At 56.0% G+C, this 16,131-nt stretch carries 16 protein-coding genes; 8 read left to right on the forward strand and 8 right to left on the reverse strand.

Annotated elements, in window-relative coordinates; genetic code table 11:
- Positions 1–542: 542 nt before the first annotated feature.
- From GSQ86_RS17160 to polA, 4 genes are all read left to right on the forward strand, one after another.
- Complete coding sequence (locus GSQ86_RS17160; protein ID WP_158751144.1) at positions 543–1,139, forward strand: hypothetical protein; 597 nt, start codon at positions 543–545, stop codon at positions 1,137–1,139.
- A gap of 155 nt (positions 1,140–1,294) precedes the next feature.
- Positions 1,295–1,975, forward strand: a complete 681-nt coding sequence (locus tag GSQ86_RS17165) for a lysophospholipid acyltransferase family protein (protein WP_158751145.1) — start codon at positions 1,295–1,297, stop codon at positions 1,973–1,975.
- A gap of 143 nt (positions 1,976–2,118) precedes the next feature.
- Entirely contained in the window at positions 2,119–3,180 is a 1,062-nt protein-coding gene (gene queA, locus GSQ86_RS17170; RefSeq protein WP_158751146.1) for a tRNA preQ1(34) S-adenosylmethionine ribosyltransferase-isomerase QueA, read from the forward strand.
- A gap of 18 nt (positions 3,181–3,198) precedes the next feature.
- Positions 3,199–5,946 (forward strand): DNA polymerase I, encoded by a 2,748-nt coding sequence (gene polA, locus GSQ86_RS17175; RefSeq protein ID WP_158751147.1) that lies wholly within the window; start codon positions 3,199–3,201, stop codon positions 5,944–5,946.
- Between the two features lie 95 nt (positions 5,947–6,041).
- Here polA and glmM read toward each other — a convergent pair whose 3' ends face one another.
- Genes glmM through GSQ86_RS17190 form a run of 3 tightly spaced genes read right to left on the reverse strand, consistent with a single transcriptional unit; the run spans position 6,042 to position 9,038 of the window.
- On the reverse strand, positions 6,042–7,391 hold the full coding sequence (gene glmM / locus GSQ86_RS17180; protein ID WP_158751148.1) for a phosphoglucosamine mutase: 1,350 nt from the start codon (positions 7,389–7,391) through the stop codon (positions 6,042–6,044).
- A gap of 4 nt (positions 7,392–7,395) precedes the next feature.
- Positions 7,396–8,802 carry an exodeoxyribonuclease VII large subunit gene (xseA, locus tag GSQ86_RS17185; RefSeq protein ID WP_158751149.1) on the reverse strand — a complete coding sequence of 469 codons (1,407 nt, stop codon included), beginning with the start codon at positions 8,800–8,802 and terminating at the stop codon, positions 7,396–7,398.
- An 11-nt stretch (positions 8,803–8,813) separates the two neighbouring features.
- Positions 8,814–9,038 (reverse strand): DUF2905 domain-containing protein, encoded by a 225-nt coding sequence (locus GSQ86_RS17190; protein ID WP_158751150.1) that lies wholly within the window; start codon positions 9,036–9,038, stop codon positions 8,814–8,816.
- 82 nt (positions 9,039–9,120) lie between these two features.
- On the opposite strand from GSQ86_RS17190, the gene GSQ86_RS17195 reads away from it, so the two are divergent.
- Positions 9,121–10,281, forward strand: coding sequence for a potassium channel family protein (locus GSQ86_RS17195; RefSeq protein WP_158751151.1), 1,161 nt, complete (start codon positions 9,121–9,123; stop codon positions 10,279–10,281).
- 4 nt (positions 10,282–10,285) lie between these two features.
- Here the strand turns inward: GSQ86_RS17195 and GSQ86_RS17200 are convergent, their stop codons facing one another.
- From GSQ86_RS17200 to GSQ86_RS17210, 3 genes are all read right to left on the reverse strand, one after another.
- Complete coding sequence (locus GSQ86_RS17200; protein ID WP_158751152.1) at positions 10,286–10,606, reverse strand: hypothetical protein; 321 nt, start codon at positions 10,604–10,606, stop codon at positions 10,286–10,288.
- A 64-nt stretch (positions 10,607–10,670) separates the two neighbouring features.
- Positions 10,671–11,732, reverse strand: a complete 1,062-nt coding sequence (locus GSQ86_RS17205) for a deoxyhypusine synthase (RefSeq protein WP_158751153.1) — start codon at positions 11,730–11,732, stop codon at positions 10,671–10,673.
- Positions 11,733–11,822: 90 nt separating this feature from the next.
- Positions 11,823–12,422, reverse strand: coding sequence for an O-methyltransferase (locus tag GSQ86_RS17210; RefSeq protein ID WP_158751154.1), 600 nt, complete (start codon positions 12,420–12,422; stop codon positions 11,823–11,825).
- Between the two features lie 191 nt (positions 12,423–12,613).
- On the opposite strand from GSQ86_RS17210, the gene GSQ86_RS17215 reads away from it, so the two are divergent.
- From GSQ86_RS17215 to GSQ86_RS17225, 3 genes are all read left to right on the forward strand, one after another.
- Complete coding sequence (locus GSQ86_RS17215; RefSeq protein WP_158751155.1) at positions 12,614–12,955, forward strand: PadR family transcriptional regulator; 342 nt, start codon at positions 12,614–12,616, stop codon at positions 12,953–12,955.
- A gap of 304 nt (positions 12,956–13,259) precedes the next feature.
- The gene (locus tag GSQ86_RS24010; RefSeq protein ID WP_158751156.1) at positions 13,260–13,601 is read left to right on the forward strand and encodes a hypothetical protein; all 342 of its coding nucleotides are present in this window, start codon (positions 13,260–13,262) and stop codon (positions 13,599–13,601) included.
- A gap of 64 nt (positions 13,602–13,665) precedes the next feature.
- Positions 13,666–14,607, forward strand: coding sequence for a S1/P1 nuclease (locus GSQ86_RS17225; protein WP_158751157.1), 942 nt, complete (start codon positions 13,666–13,668; stop codon positions 14,605–14,607).
- Positions 14,608–14,611: 4 nt separating this feature from the next.
- On the opposite strand, the gene udk is transcribed toward GSQ86_RS17225, so the two are convergent.
- Together udk and GSQ86_RS17235 are read right to left on the reverse strand one after the other, a co-directional pair.
- On the reverse strand, positions 14,612–15,283 hold the full coding sequence (gene udk, locus GSQ86_RS17230; protein ID WP_158751158.1) for a uridine kinase: 672 nt from the start codon (positions 15,281–15,283) through the stop codon (positions 14,612–14,614).
- Positions 15,280–16,131, reverse strand: a complete 852-nt coding sequence (locus GSQ86_RS17235; protein ID WP_254062455.1) for a purine-nucleoside phosphorylase — start codon at positions 16,129–16,131, stop codon at positions 15,280–15,282. The genes udk and GSQ86_RS17235 overlap by 4 nt, the downstream gene beginning before the upstream one ends.

Genomic DNA, 16,131 nt, shown 5'->3' on the forward strand with positions numbered 1-16,131 from the left:
TTCCTTAGGTCTAGTCTGGGAGTGTAGGTCCGATTTGAGAGGCTTAAAATTCAGGAATTCAAATCAGTGAGCAAAAATTCAGGGTTTAGTCCGAGGAATAATTTGGTGCTGGAGTACTCCAGTCTCGATTTTGAGATTTGGGATTCAAAATCAAACCAGCAAGCGGAATTTAGGGTAGAAGCCCGGGCTTCAGCCCGGCGAATAAAACGAAGAGCTATACCTTGCTGCCGCTGTTCGGAGCGCAATCCGAAGGAATAGAGCGGACTCCTGTCAAGCCCCTAAAATGCAAAATAATTCGCAAGCAACTGAAAACAAGCCGCATAAAAGACTCTGAATTTGGCAGATAATTTAGCTGAAACTGCTATTCTGGATATAGAGAAAAAAAGCCCGCCGATTGGCGGGCTTTTCGTTTGAGCGTAAATTTGCCCCCGCCGAAATGGAGTTGAGCGAGTTGACTGCAAGAAATGTTAGCTGACAAGACCAGCCTTAGAGCCTAATGTGGTTCGAGATTAAGTTCTAAGGTTCCACCCGGGAGAAAGACATTGCGATCAAGAAAGCTTCAGGCAGTAACTCTGCTGTTTCTTATGTCAGGGTTCCTGCTGTCCAACGCATTTGCCCAAAACGGCGATAGCAAGCCCCTTTCAGATTTACCACGGCAATTTGCCGCGACGGCTTTTGGTCAGGCGGGCTCGCTGGCCGGCAAGAGCTTTGGCGTCACCGTCTTTATCACGGCGTGGACAAGCGATCAGCAGGTAAAGGACTACATTGCCACGCTGCAGCAGGGCGGTCCCGATGCGCTGGTGAAGGCGATGGAGAAGATTGACGACGTAGGACGGCTTTCTCCTACAGGCTACGTAGGCAACGGCTTTCGCTTTGCCCGGTTCAAAAAGACAGCAAACGGCGGCCTGCACATCGTCATGGTCACCGACCGTCCTATGTCGTTCGGGGAGGTCTACCGTGGAGGACGCTCGACTGACTATCAATTCGGAATTGCCGTGCTGGACGTGGATCAAAATGGCAAGGGCACCGGCAAGCTGGCGCCTGTCTGCAAAATCAAGTTCAACAAAAAGAATGAGCTTGAGATAGAAAACTATGGCCAGAAGCCCTTTCGCCTGGCGAACATCTACCTGCAGAAATAAGGACCCCCAGCTAAGTAGTTGAAAATACACAACCGCAGGTAACCCTATTTGAATCATGGAGATAGCGGGGGATAATTCCCCGCTAACTTATTGAAAACAAAAGAACGGGCAGCTGACATAGGGGGGAGGGGGTAGTACCGGGTAGAATCAGGTGCGTGACGACCCGGCAAGACTCAGGCTTCTCCGTCTCACAGCGCATTGTGCTGGCCATTGTGCCGCGCCTGACTGCGGCGATTCTGGCCGCGATCGGCATGACCCTGCGCTTCAAGGTCATCGCCGAGGAGGGAGCCACCCCGGCCACGCCGCCCCCGAAAGGAATCTTCTGCTTCTGGCACCAGTGCACGCTGCCTTGCGGCTGGTACTTCCGCAAATACCGCTGCACGATTCTCATCAGCCGCAGCTTCGACGGAGAACTAATTGCCAGAACCCTCGGCATCCTGGGCTTCGGCAGCGTTCGCGGCTCAAGCTCACGCGGAGGCGCAGCCGGACTGTTCGCCCTGCAGGACGTCCTGGTAAAGGGTGAAGCGGTAATCTTCACCGCCGACGGCCCGCGAGGCCCGATCTACCAGACCAAGATGGGTCCGGTGAAGCTGGCGCAGATGGCGCAGGAGCAAATCGGCAGCTTCTACCTGCTTCCCGAGCATGCCTGGGTCTTGAACTCCTGGGACCGCTTCCTGATTCCGAAGCCGTTTTCCCGCGTCATCGTAAGCTGGTCGCGCTCCGTAACCCCGCCAGCCCCCGATGCCGACGCAACAACTCTGGAATCCAAACGCCAGGAACTGAACGAAGCCATAGAACGAGCCAGATTCAACGCAGAACGACACATACAAATCTAAAAAGGCCGTCATCATGAGCGAAGCCTTGCGAAAGCAAGGCAACGGTAGAAGCACCGGCCTTCAGGCCGGTGAAGAAGGAAGAATGTTAGAGGGCTTTAGCCCTGGGATTCTTCACCTTAAGAAGCACAGATAAAATTAGGAGAGTGCAAGTCTCCGATTTCAACTTCCACCTTCCCGAAGAACTCATCGCTCAGAAACCACTCGAAGACCGAGCAGGAGCGCGCATGCTCACGCTCGACCGCCAGACAGGAACGTACGAAGACCACCACTTCCGCGAATTGCCGGATATGTTGCGCGAAGGCGATGTTCTGGTCCTGAATAATAGCCGAGTGATCCCAGCGCGTCTCTTCGCACACCGCGCCGGACTGCATACGCAGGCAGGCCATGAGACAACCGGACGCATTCAGGTCCTGCTGACCGAGCAGATCAGCGAATGGGAATGGAAAGTCCTGGCGCGGCCCGGACGCAAAGTGCTGACAGGAGAAAGGCTCACCTTCGGCGAAAATGTCCTGCAGGCCGAAGTCATCGCGCACGGAGAATTCGGCGAACGCACCCTACGCTTCGAACCGACCGCCGACTTCTACGGTGCACTGGAGCAGCTGGGCCACATGCCCCTGCCGCCATACATCCACCGCCAGGACGAAGCTGCCGACCGCGAGCGTTACCAGACGGTCTACGCCGACCAGCGCGGCTCAGTCGCCGCACCGACCGCAGGATTGCACTTTACGCCGCAAATTCTCGAGAAATTGCGCGAAAAAGGCGTGCAAATTGAATATGTAACACTGCATGTAGGACTCGGAACCTTCCAGCCAGTGCGAGTCGACAAAGTCGAAGACATTCACCTGCACACGGAACGGTACACGCTGCCTGAAGCAACGGCTGAAGCAGTGAATGCAGCGAAGCGCGATGGCCGAAGAATCGTCGCCGCCGGCACAACAACCGTCCGCACGCTCGAACACTGCGCCGGCATTGCAAAGGAAGGCAAGCTGGAACCGCATTCCGGCGCAACGAACATCTTCATCTCGCCCGGATATGAATTCCGGGTGGTGAACGCGCTGCTGACGAACTTCCACTTACCGCAGTCGACGCTGCTGATGCTGGTCAGCGCTTTTGGCGGACGCGAGCCTGTGCTCGGTGCATATAAATACGCAGTCGAAGCAGGCTATCGCTTCTTCTCCTACGGAGACTGCATGTTCCTTTCGTAAGCGGTAGACTCAGCTTTGATGCCTTCTCAGAACAAGCCCACTGTTTTCCTGCTCGATGCAATGTCGTTTATCTTCCGCGCTTATCATGCGATGCAGCGGCAACGCCCCATGTCCACGCGCAACGGCGTGCCGACCGCGGCAACCTACGTCTTCGTGAACATGATCAACAAGCTGCGGCGTGACTTTCAGCCGGAATACTTTGCGGCGGTCTTCGACATCAGCGGAAAGGTCTTCCGCGACGAACGCGCCAAAGAGATGACTTTGCGAAAGTTCAATGTCAAGACGCAGACCTTCGATGTGGTCGATTACGGAGGCTACAAGGCCAATCGCGCGGAAATGCCGCCGGATCTGGCGCAGCAGTTGCCGTATATTCGTCGCGCGCTCGAGGCCTTCCATATTCCGATTCTTGAGGCTGAGGGATTTGAGGCCGACGACGTTATCGGAACCTTGTCGAAGAAGGCCGCGCAGGATGGCTATCCCGTCTACGTCGTCTCGAACGACAAGGACATGCTGCAGCTGGTCGACGATCAGGTAAAGGTCCTGAATCCGGTGAAAGACAACCTGATCCTCGACCGCACGAAGGTTGAAGAAACACTTGGCGTGCCGCCGGAGAAGGTCATCGACGTGATGGCGTTGCGTGGCGATTCCATCGACAATATCCCGGGCGCTCCGGGAATCGGCGACAAGGGTTCGGTGGAACTGATCCAGCAATTCGGAAGTCTGGAAGCTGCGCTTGATCGCGCAGCAGAGGTGAAGCGCAAGACATATCGCGAATCGCTCGAAAACAATCGCGACACGATTCTGCTGAGCAAGGAGCTGGTGACGATCCATTGCGAAGTTCCGCTGGAACTGGACCTGGATGCGATGCGAACACTGCCACCGGACGTAAGCGCATGCCGACAGCTGTTTACTGAGCTCGAGTTCACGACGCTGCTGAAGGAACTCGCGCCTGTCGAGTTGGAGCATCCTGTCGAATACCTGATCCATCCCACGCCGGAGCAGATCGCGACATTCATCACGCAGGCGAAGCAGGAGGGTTTCGCTTTCGCGCTGCCAAGCTCCGAGCTGACAGCGGTTGCCGAGCAGATCAGTGAGCAGGAAGCCGAGGCAATCGAAGACAGGGAACCGGAACTGAAGACCATGTCGCTGCTCGATCTGATGGATGCTGTTGAGCCGCGTCTTCCGGAAAAACTGGAATTCCGCATTGCAGTCGCGGCAGATGCGCACAAGGCTTTGCTGGTGCCAGTGGATGCAGTGAAAGAGCTATTGGAAGATGCTTCAGTCCAGAAAAGCACGCACGACCTGAAGGGCGCACTGCGCGCATTGGAGCGTTATGGAGTGCAGCTGAGAAATGCGCCCGACGACCTGATGCTTTACTCGTACCTGGTGAACCCCACGCACGCCTCACACAGGCTGAGTGATGTTGCAGCACGCTTCAGCAGCCATCCATTGAAAGAGACGGCAGAAAACCAGCTGCCGGAATCGGCACATGCGATACGCACATTGACGCCGGGCCTGCGCGACGAAGTGGACGCACTGCAGGCGCGAAGCGTTTACGAGACCATCGATCTCCCGCTGGTGTCGATTCTGCTGCGCATGGAAGAAGCTGGTGTGCGCATTGATTCGGGTGTACTTCGGAGCATGGGCGACCGGCTCTCGAAGGAGATTCATCGCCTTGGCGAAGAGATTTACGACCGATCCGGGCATCGCTTCAATGTCAATTCGCCGAAGCAATTAGGCGATGTGCTTTTCAACAAGATGAATCTGCCCAAGCCGATGAAGTATGGCAAAGGCAAAGTGGTTTCTACGGCGCAGGATGTTTTGGAGGAGCTTGCTGAACATCATGATGTGCCCAGGCTCGTGCTCGAATACCGGCAGCTTGCCAAACTGAAATCGAACTACGTGGATACGCTGCCATTGCTGGCGGATCGCGAAGGCCGCGTGCACACTACGTTCAACCAGGTCGGCACGGCGACAGGTCGTTTGTCGTCTACGAATCCCAACCTGCAGAACATTCCTATTCGCACGGAACTGGGGCGTGAGATTCGCGCTGCCTTTATTGCTGCGCCGGGCCGCCTGCTTTTCTCTGCCGATTATTCGCAGATTGAGTTGAGGCTGATGGCACATTTCTCTGACGATCCGCTTCTGGTGCGCGCTTATCAGACAGGTCAGGACATTCACACTCTCACGGCGTCAGAGGTTTTTGGCGTTCCTGCGGAGCACATGAGCAAGGAGACGCGCAACCGCGCCAAGGCAGTGAACTTCGGAATCGTCTATGGTATTTCGCCTTTCGGATTGGCGGCGCAGTTGAGTATCGATCAACATGAGGCGCGACTGTATATCGAAACATACTTCGCGCGGTATAAGGGTGTGCGTGCGTATATCGACAGCGTGCTGGATGAGGTGCGGCGCGAGCAGCGGGTGCGTACGCTCTTTGGGCGTGTGCGGCCTATCCCGGATATCCAGAGCCGCAATGCCAATCTGCGCGGATTCGCTGAGCGAACCGCAGTGAATACTCCGCTACAGGGAACGGCTGCCGATCTGATCAAGCTCGCGATGATTCGGATTGATCGCCGGCTTGCAGAAGAGAAGCTGACAACGGTGATGACGCTACAGGTACATGACGAATTGCTCTTCGATGTTGCGAAAGATGAAGCTGAGCGGGTGCAGGCACTGGTGAAGCATGAGATGGAGCATGTTGTTGAGTTGAAGGTGCCGATTGTTGCCGATTGCGGAGTGGGTGCGAACTGGCGCGACTTGAAGTGATTCAAAAATGCGCGGGAAGGCAGAGTCTGCGCTGCGCTCAGGATGGCTGAGCTTAGTTGAGTTTTCATCCTGAGTGAAGCAAGGTAAGGCTGTTTTTACACGCCGATGGCTTCGCGTATCGCGCCTGCGATGCGGTCCGCGTGATGCCGCATGACAATCTCCGATTCCGCTTCTATCATCACGCGAGCCAGCGCTTCTGTACCTGAGTAACGCACCACTACCCGGCCGTTCTCGGCGAGAGCTGTTTCCGCATCGCGAATTGTGCTCGTAACAGTTGCAATTTCATCGAGCGGCTTTTTCTCTTTCACGCGGACGTTGACGATGACTTGCGGGAAGACTTTCAGGTCGGCGATAAGCTCGTGTAGTGACTTGCCAGAACGGCGAACGATGTCGAGGACGACGAGCGCGGTCAGAAGACCATCGCCGGTTGTCGCGAGATGAGGAAAAAGGATGTGGCCGGACTGTTCTCCTCCGAGCGACGCGTCTTCTTTCTGCATCCGCTCCAATACATACTTGTCTCCTACCGGTGCGCGCAGCATCTGGATACCATCACGGCGCAGAGCTGCTTCAAGGCCCATGTTGGACATTGTCGTGGCCACCACTAATCCGCCGTTTAGAAGATTACGAGTGTGCAAGTCGCGTGCGGCCAGCAGCAGAACAGCATCGCCATTCACAACCTTTCCGGTAGAGTCTGCGAAGAGAGCGCGGTCGGCATCGCCATCGAAGGTTACACCGATATCTGCGCCCAACGCCGCTGTTTCCTTCGCAACAACTTCGGGATGCAGCGCACCGCAATCGGCGTTGATGTTGCGGCCATCCGGCACAATGTGCGTGAGATGGATTTTGCCTCCGATTTGAGAAAAAAGCTCAGGCGCGATGGCAGAAGCGGCTCCGTTCGCACAATCGAGCACTAGCCGCAATCCATCGAGGTTGAGACTGGGTACAGCCGCTCTGAGGAAGTCCTCATACTCAGCGCGAAATTTAGAATTAACGGCGGGAGCGTTGAGTGTCGCGAGATCCGGTGCAGCTGCATTCTCCAGCCGCCGAAAGATCTCTTCCTCGATGCGTAATTCTGTCTCGTCGGGAAGTTTATAACCGTTGCCGCCGAAGACTTTGATGCCGTTGTCCTGCCAGGGATTGTGCGAGGCTGAGATCACTACACCCGCATCGAAACCATGCTTGCGTGCCAGGAAGGCGACAGCGGGTGTGGTGACGACGCCGGCACTTTCGACCTTCGCACCTCCATCAGTAATGCCTGCGCTCAATGCCGCGGCGATCCACGTGCTGCTTTCTCTTGTGTCCATGCCAAGCACGAAGCGCGGATGGCTGTTGCCAGCTTTTACCTGGTGAGCAAGTGCGAGTCCGACAGCGTAGACGGTTCTGGAATCGAGCGGGTGCTGTCCAGCTATGCCGCGAATCCCATCGGTGCCAAAGAGTTTTCTCATAGATTCAGACTTTTCTTTCCGGAATGATTTCGGTGACGCGGCTCTCAACGCTGCCATTGGCGAGCCTGGTCACGAGACGCTGATTCGGGGCTAATTGCGCAGCGCTTTTCACCAGGGAGCCTTGTTCATCGAAGACGAGAGCATAGCCGCGGTTTAACACGGCGAGCGGCGAGAGGGATTGCAGTTGTCGAGTCAGGCTGAGCAGGCATGCGTTTTCGTTTTGAATGCGGTTTTGCTGCGCACGTGTGAGTCTGGTTTCCACAACATCGAGCCGCTCCCTCAGCAGGCGAAGGAGGTGAGTTGCATCCTGGCGCAACAGGCGGCTGGTAAGCAGTTGTAATTGCGCTGAAAGAGCGTGATTGGCTGTGCTCCAGGCTGCATCCATGCGGAAGCGCAACTCATCTAGCCGTTGCTGGCGCCGAGCGAAGCTCTCCCGCAATCGAGCGAAGGCTGCATCTGATGTGAGGCGCGCGAAGTTATCTCGCGCTTGCATTAATCGATAACGAATGGCGCGCTGCAGGCGCGAGGTCAGCAACTCAAGGTGATCCTCTACTTTGTGGAGCGCGCCGGTGATGATTTCGGCAGCTGCCGATGGAGTGGGGGCGCGGAGATCCGCGACAAAGTCGGCAATGGTGAAGTCGGTTTCGTGGCCGACTGCGGAAACCACAGGCAAACTCGAGGCGGCAATGGCGCGCGCCAACAACTCCGAATTGAAGGGTGCGAGGTCTTCGATCGATCCGCCGCCTCGCGCGATGACAATTACATCGGCTTTCCGTGTGCGATTGAAGAAGATGATGCCCGCAGCAATTTCGGCGGCGGCGGAATCGCCCTGCACCAGCGCGGGGTAAAGCAGGATGTCGAGGGCGGCATGACGGCGATTGGCGATGCTGAGAAAGTCGCGGATGACGGCCCCCGTAGGAGACGTGATGATGCCGACGCAGTGTGGAAAGGCTGGCAGAGGCTTCTTTGCGGACTGGTCGAAGAGTCCTTCCCGCTGCAGCCGTACCTTTAACTGCTCGAACGCAACCTGTAGAGAGCCTGCGCCGACCGGCTCCATGAATTCGGCAACGATTTGCATCTGACCGCGCTGCTCGTAGACGGAAACTTTGCCGCGAACCAGAACGTGCAGGCCATCTTCGGGGCGGAAGCGCAGCAGGGATGCCTGCCGACGAAAGAGAACAACCGGCAACTGGGCATCCCCGTCCTTGAGCGTGAAATACACATGGCCGGAAGGCGCCGGGCGCAGGTTTGAGATTTCGCCCTCTACCCACAGGTCGGCATATTCGCGTTCAACGTGAGAGCGCACCTCACCGACGAGTTCACCTACTTTCCAGATGCGTCGTGTTTCCGCTTTGGGCGTATCGAAGACAAAGCCGAGCTGCGGACCGGATTCGGATGCTGCGTGGGTCACAAAAAATTAGTTTATCGCCGAAAGCGCGAGATCAGGTAGAAGATGAGGGAAAGTAGGATGCTGAGGAGAAGGGAACTGGCAAGCGGAAAGTAGAACGAAGTTTGCTTGCCGCGCCAGGCAATATCTCCGGGGAGGCGACCGAACGGTAGACCGGTTTTGCCGAGCACCAGAATGAGGCCGCCGACAGTGAGAAAGAGAAGTCCCAATCCGACGAGCATGCGGCCAAGGTCGCTCATGTTGCCAGTGTAGAACGTAAAGCGACCGTTGACGGAGGGTGGAGGTTCCTGCTCTTCTAGGCGCAGTGAAAGAGAGAAATCTGTGCAGATCCTGACTCTGATAGCCGGTATTGCGTGTCTTTTTCTGGCATTGCTGGATGCTTTTCAAACAGTAATTCTGCCGCGCCGTGCTACAGGCAACCTGCGTATTACTCGCATTTTTTATATTGTGACGTGGATTCCGTGGTCGTGGCTTGCTACCCGAGTCAGGCATGAGCGCAAGCGCGAAACGATGCTAAGTTTCTATGGGCCCTTATCGCTGGTCCTGCTGATTGTCATATGGGCCAGCGCGCTTGTTCTCGGTTTTGCGCTGATTTTCTATGCTCTGGGCTCGCCATTTTCTGATCCTTTGGGGCGCACAGTCGGTTTGCGTTCTGACATTTATGTCAGCGGAACTACGCTTTTCACGCTTGGTTTGGGCGATGTGGTGCCCCGGCAGTACATTATCCGCGACCTGGTGATCGTGGAAGCAGGCATGGGGCTGGGGTTTGTCGCCATGGTGATCGGCTATTTTCCTGTGCTCTATGGAGCGTTTTCCAAGCGAGAAGTGAGTATTTCGCTGCTGGACGCCCGAGCCGGATCACCCCCATCCGCGGTCGAGCTACTGCGACGCCATTCGTTTGAGGGAGGCAGCGCCGCACTGATTCTTTTGCTGGAAGAGTGGGAACGATGGTCGGCCGAGCTGCTGGAAAGTCACATCTCCTACCCTTTGCTGTGCTATTTTCGCTCTCAGCATACCCACCAGAGCTGGCTAAGTGCCCTTACTGCGATTCTGGATGCCTGCGCACTACTGATTGCCGGAGTGCAGGACCATTCCGCGCGGCAGGCGCAGCTCACGTTTGCCATGGCGCGGCATGCGATGGTGGACTTGGCGCAGGTATTTTCGCTGCCGCCGGTTCAGGATATGGTCGACCGCCTGCCTGAGAAGCAGTTTGAGAAGGTCTACGACCAGATGTGTCAGACGGGAGTGCGTCTTTGCCAGGATGCACACTCGGCGGAGAGACTGCGACAGATGCGCGCGCTCTATGAGGGGTATGCAGAGGCGTTCAGTGTCTACCTGTGTATGCCTTTACCGCAGTGGCTGCCGCAACGGAACCAGAAGGATAATTGGCTATCGGTAGCACGTCTTCGCGCACAGGCAGAGGGGAAAGCGCCGACGGATACAGAAACTACGTTCTTCGACGAAGAACATCACGTCTTCTAAATTTTCACATTGCCTGGGATTTTTCGCCTTCCAGGGTCAAACCACGCTCGAAGGGGATAAGCTTGGTTGAATCGACATCCTTCAAAGAGGACAAATAAGAGCGGGTGGCGGTCCTGCATAATGACCGAAACCAGAAAAAACCAGCAAGATCAAGGCCCAAAAAGAATACGGCAACGAATAGCATTACAACGCTCCATCGGAAATAAAAGGAAAGAAAACCGGGACTTTTTCTTTGTTCCGCGGGAGATACTACTCCCTTATTTAAACGCTTGACTACTGCTTTTTTATCAATTTTTTCATGTTCTGCGAAGAAAAAGGAAAACATTGCGCGCCTGAAAATCGAAAGGCCGGTTCTTCGAACCGGCCTTTCGGGATAACTGCCCGGAAAATCAAGCCGTAACAGGTTCCAGCAGCCGAGCCCAGCGACGCTCTGTGCGGGCTTCGTATGCCTTTTTGTGATAGGCGTAGCCAGTGATCAACGGCAGAGCCAAGGTGGCCTCACTGTAGACCATCTGTTCGAACGTCGTATCGACCTTGCCCCATGAACTGGCTTCCTTGAGCGTGCTGGATGAAAGCGCGCCATCACGCACATCCGCTACGGTGATCTGGATCGCGTATTTGTGCATAGGGGCTTCAGTGCCGAGAATGTCTGCGGCAACGACGATATCCTGTGCGAAGTTCTTCGGTACACCGCCGCCGATCATCAGCAAGCCGGTTGTCGGGTTGGCGATCTTCAGCTGGGTAAGCTCGTAGAAATCCTTTGCCGAATCGAGCGAGACTTTGGGCTTGTCCTGGCGAGCATGCTGATGCGCGACCAGTCCGAAGCCGGCCGAGCAGTCGCTGAAGGCCGGGCAGAAGATGGGCACATCCTTCTGGTAGGCGGCGTACACGATCGAATCCACGCCACCCTTTTCTGGCGTCTTGCCGTTCGTTTCAAGATAGGCACCCATGGCGCGGATGAACTCACGCGAACTGTGAGGGCGCGGATCGAGGGAATCGGCGATCTTCTCCGTGGTCGTATCGCAGATACGCAGCTCTTCTTCATCAATCAGCGTGTCGTAGATACGGTCGATCATCAACTCGCGCAGAGTTCCATCTTCCGTGCCTTGCTTGAGCAGGTCATCGGCGATCCAGTGCTTGTAGCCGAGACCTTCGAAGAAATCCTGGTCAACGATATTCGCGCCAGTGGAGACGATGGCGTCAACCATGTTGTTGCGGATGAGGTCGATGAAGACCTGCTTGAGACCGGCGGAGATCAGCGATCCGGCGAGGCAGAGGATGACGCCGCAATCCTTGTCGCGCAGCATGCGCTCGTAAATCGAAGCTGCCCGGTTCAAGTCACGGGAGCTGAAGGCCATATGTTGCATGGCATCGACCAGCGCAACCACGTTGTGCTGCTTGATATCGATGTGCTGAATGGCGTCTTTGAGAAGTTCCTGTTTCGTTGGCATAGCCATTTTAGAATATCAAGAAATACCCTGTGTTTACAGGGTATTTGTGTGAATTTCCGGCACCAGAAAAAGCAAATGAAAGGCGAAACTCTAGTAGCGCCCGTCGCGTTTTTGCGCCAAGACTAAGCCGCGCGGAGTCGGCAGCAGAACCACCGAGATCAATCCCTCCGCTTCCATCTTGAGGGCGGCATCACGGACGATCTTCAGGTGGGAGCTGGCATCGTGCATCAGGATCAGCCCCTGTGAATTGATCTGCGGTAGGAAGTGCTTTACTTCCGGTTCGCGGATCGGCATATCACTGTCGCTGAACAGGATGTCGATTTTGCCATCGACCTTCATTTCCAGGCTGGATTCATTGCGTAGCTCGATCCACTCGCTGAGCCCGGAGGCCGCGATCTTCTCCTTCGCCTTTGTGAAGACAACCGGGTCCAGTTCGCAGCTGATGATCCTGCCGAAGCCGTTCCGCTTCAATCCTTCGGCGATCCAAAGCGTGCTGACGCCGAGGAAAGAGCCGGTTTCTACGACGAGCTCGGGCTTGACGGTGGTGGTCAGTGTGCGAAGGAATTCGAGCACTTCGGCCTCGGCTGTCATCGAGTCATACATGCTCCAGCGCTCTGGGTGAGGACATTCCGGCGTGGGGCGGTGATATTCCGGCAGCAGAGCGCCTGCGGCGCGCTCGGCCTGCAGCATGACCTTGTGTTCCTGCTTCAATTTTTTACGAAAGAGACCCATCAAACTCAGCTTTCCTGGGCCGGAACAATATATAAAACGGCCTGCCATAGTGTAACCAGCCGATGGCGGCTGACAAAATCGGGGCGATTTGTTTGCTTTGCGTACTTGACGGAGCAAATTTCTCTCGTTATCTTACCCCTGAGAAATTTATGGAAAAGAAATCAGAACCTTTTGGCGATTTAATCCAGGGAACTTTGGAAATGCTTGTCTTGAAGTCCCTGATACGCGGGCCCATGCACGGCTATGGCGTGGCAGAGTGGATTCACCAAACCTCTCAGCAGGTGTTGCGTGTGGAAGAGGGGGCTTTGTATCCCGCGTTGCACCGGTTGGAGCTGCGCGGACTTCTTTCTGCGCAGTGGGGAGCTTCAGAGAATAATCGCCGCGCGAAGTTCTACCAGTTGACGGCTGAGGGGAAGAAGAAGCTGGCTGCTGAATCGCAACGCTGGACCCGGCTTTCCTCCGCTGTAGCGTTCGTGATGCAACAGGGATAGAGGCAATCGCATGTCGGAATGGCTGCATGAAATCAGATTTCGGATGAAGGCCGTGTTGCGGAGGCGCAGACTGCATCGCGAGATGGCGGAAGAGCTAGCCTTCCACCAGGCAATGCTCAGGGAAAGCTGGCGCGTGCGGGAACAGATTCGACGCAGCTCGATTCTGCCGTGCGTGGGACGTTTGGCGACGCGCATCGGTGGCAGGAAAGGCTTGCGGAATTATGGCAGTTCCGCTGGTTGGAGAATCTGCTGCGCGACCTAAGCTTTTCTGCGCGTTCTGCGCAAATCGCCAGGTTTTACAGTCGTGGCGTTGTTTACGCTTGCGCTTGGTATAGGAGCGAATGCGGCGGTTTTCAGCCTGGTGAATGGATTGCTGCTGCGCCCGCTGCCGGTTCCACACGCAGAGGAATTGACACTTTTGCGACTACAACCGGGCAGGTATAGGTATTCGTTTTGTGCCCCACCTTGCGCGCGCTCGAAATTGACCGGTGTGCTTCACAACACTTCAGTACATGACGCATCGGTGACGCTGCACTCTGTGGCGACGCTGGCAGTGATCGCCTGCATTGCGTCGCTGTTGCCTGCGCTGCGCGCTACGCAGATCGAGCCTATAGAGGCAATTCGTTGCGAATCAGCTGCCAGATGAATATCTGGTTTTCTGCCTCGGGACGCATGTAATCGCCCATAGCAAACTTGTATACTCGCCAGTGATGAAACTGAATCGCTCTGTTTTTCTTCGTCGCATTGTCGTTGCTGCCCTGTTACCACTGATTGCTGTTCCGCCCTCGTTCGGATGGGGCAACGAAGGTCATCGCATGGTGAATAAGCTTGCCGCTGAAAACCTGCCCGCGGATATGCCGGCTTTTATGCGTACCCAGGCTGCCATCGACGAAATTGAATATCTGGGGCCGGAACCGGATCGCTGGCGCGGGACGGGTGAGGCGGAGTTGAACGCGACGCAGGCTCCCGATCATTACATCGATCTCGAGCTAGCGGATATGATTCATCCGCTGCCCCGGCGACGTTACGACTTCATTGCTGCGGCTTATGGGGCTATCGTGACGCACCCGGTACAGGCCAGCCAGCTTCGTCCTGAGCACATCGGCTTTCAGCCCTATATCACCAACGAAGTATGGGAGCGTCTGAAGTCAGCCATGCGTGACTATCGAGACCTGACCGCAAAACACGAAGACACGAAGCCGGTCGAGGCGGCGATCCTGTTCTATTCCGGCTGGCTGGGCCATTATGTAGGCGATGGCGCACAGCCTCTGCATACGACGGTCAACTTCAACGGCTGGGTGAACAAAGAAAATCCGAACGGCTACACCACCGACCACAAGATCCACTGGCAGTTTGAGGGTGTCTACGTTGCCGCCAATGTGAAGGAAGGCGATGTGAAGCCATTGGTGGCAGCACTTCATCCCGTGGGGGATGAATTTGACGATTACATGACGTATCTACGCCACTCGAATACCCTGGTAGAACGTGTCTATCAGCTGGAAAAAGCGCACGGATTCGAGGGTGCTGGCACGCCTGAGGCGAAGCAGTTTACCGCCGAGCGGCTGGCTGCGGGTGCGAGCAAGTTGCGCGATCTGATGTACTCAGCTTGGGTAGAGAGCGCGAAACCGGTTCCAGAACGCCACTACGACTAAATGTTCAGGAGTGACCGGCGAACCCATCGAGCGCGTACATATCGTGTGTAGCCAGCAGCTGCTTTCGCCGCAGCATACCCAGGACCTGTTCGACCGACCAATCGAACGATGAGGTGCCATCGACAACCAGATCAGCATATTGCGCGGACGGCCGGACGAATTGTTCGGCCATCGGACGCACTGTCTCCGCGTAGTGCTGCTCTACTACTTCGGGCGTCCGTCCACGATCGCGTACATCACGCGCAAGGCGTCGCTGGTAGCAGATCTCATCCGGAGTATCGACGTAGACGCTTAGATCGTAGAGTTTTCGCAGGGCTTCGTAATGCAGGGCGAGGATGCCATCGATCAACAGAAAGTGCGGTTCGTAGACCGTAACTGACGCGCCGGGGACTCGCGTATGCGTGGAGAAATCATATTGCGGCTGCGCGATGCTGCGTCCGGACGCGAGCTGGCGAATATGCGCTACCAGCAGATCCGACTCCAGCGCATCCGGATGGTCGAAGTTTACTTGACATCGTTCTTCGTAGGTCAGGTGGCCGAGATCCTGATAGTAGTGGTCCAAGTGAAAATGCGTGCCTTCGAGTTCACGGGCGAGTTCCTGAGCAAGAGATGTCTTGCCCGATCCGGAGTAGCCAGCAATGCCAATCACGACAGGGCCCTGGGCGGTTTCATTCATTGGCGGCCGACTTCTTTCTCGATGGCCGGGATCAGGCGCGCCAGTAGCGTTGAGAACTGCGCTGCGACACGGCGTCCGGTCTCGATCACTTCTTCATGGCCGAGCGGTTCATCCTGCAAACCCGCGGCCAGATTCGTTACACAGGATATGCCGAGCACTTCGATGCCCATCTGCCGCGCCGCAATCACTTCCTGAACGGTCGACATGCCAACCAGGTCAGCGCCCATGGTGCGGAAGGCGCGTATCTCAGCCGGAGTTTCGAAGCTGGGACCGAGCACGCATATGTAGATTCCTTCAGCGAGGTCCATTCTGGAGTTTTTCGCAGTCTCGATCGCCAAGGTGCGCAAGCGTTTCGAATAGGCTTCGCTCATATCGAAGAAGCGAGTTCCAAAGCGCTCGTCATTTTCACCGATGACCGGATTGCGGCCGGTGAAATTGATGTGATCGGAGATGAGGACGAGCTCGCCCTGCTTCATGCCCTCTCGAATGCCGCCTGCCGCGTTGGTTGCTATCAGCGTTTTTATACCGAGTAATCCCAATACCCGAGTCGGGAAAGTTACCTGTTCTGATGAGTAGCCTTCATACGCGTGTACCCGGCCCTGCATGACGGCTACGGCAACGCCGTCAATTCTGCCGATGACCAGCCGTCCACCATGCCCTGGAACCGTGGGCGGCGGAAAGTACGGAATCTGAGTAAATGGAATGGCAACGCCGTCCGTGACCCGGTCGGCGAAAGCGCCGAGTCCTGATCCGAGGACAATGCCGATGGATGGCGTCAGGACTGTGCGGGTCCGAATGTAGTCGGCTGCCGCCATAGCCTGTTCAAACAAAGAAATGTCGTTGCTCAC

It is taken from the genome of Acidobacterium sp. S8, assembly GCF_009765985.1.
Taxonomy (GTDB): domain Bacteria; phylum Acidobacteriota; class Terriglobia; order Terriglobales; family Acidobacteriaceae; genus Alloacidobacterium.

Bases quoted from the DNA above. Each gene is read 5' to 3' on its own strand.
- polA (WP_158751147.1), top strand. From the start codon at position 3,199: ATGCCTTCTCAGAACAAGCCCACTGTTTTCCTGCTCGATGCAATGTCG.
- glmM (WP_158751148.1), bottom strand. From the start codon at position 7,391: ATGAGAAAACTCTTTGGCACCGATGGGATTCGCGGCATAGCTGGACAG.
- GSQ86_RS17190 (WP_158751150.1), bottom strand. From the start codon at position 9,038: ATGAGCGACCTTGGCCGCATGCTCGTCGGATTGGGACTTCTCTTTCTC.
- GSQ86_RS17200 (WP_158751152.1), bottom strand. From the start codon at position 10,606: ATGTTTTCCTTTTTCTTCGCAGAACATGAAAAAATTGATAAAAAAGCA.
- GSQ86_RS17205 (WP_158751153.1), bottom strand. From the start codon at position 11,732: ATGCCAACGAAACAGGAACTTCTCAAAGACGCCATTCAGCACATCGAT.
- GSQ86_RS17210 (WP_158751154.1), bottom strand. From the start codon at position 12,422: ATGCTGCAGGCCGAGCGCGCCGCAGGCGCTCTGCTGCCGGAATATCAC.
- GSQ86_RS17215 (WP_158751155.1), top strand. From the start codon at position 12,614: ATGGAAAAGAAATCAGAACCTTTTGGCGATTTAATCCAGGGAACTTTG.
- GSQ86_RS17225 (WP_158751157.1), top strand. From the start codon at position 13,666: ATGAAACTGAATCGCTCTGTTTTTCTTCGTCGCATTGTCGTTGCTGCC.
- udk (WP_158751158.1), bottom strand. From the start codon at position 15,283: ATGAATGAAACCGCCCAGGGCCCTGTCGTGATTGGCATTGCTGGCTAC.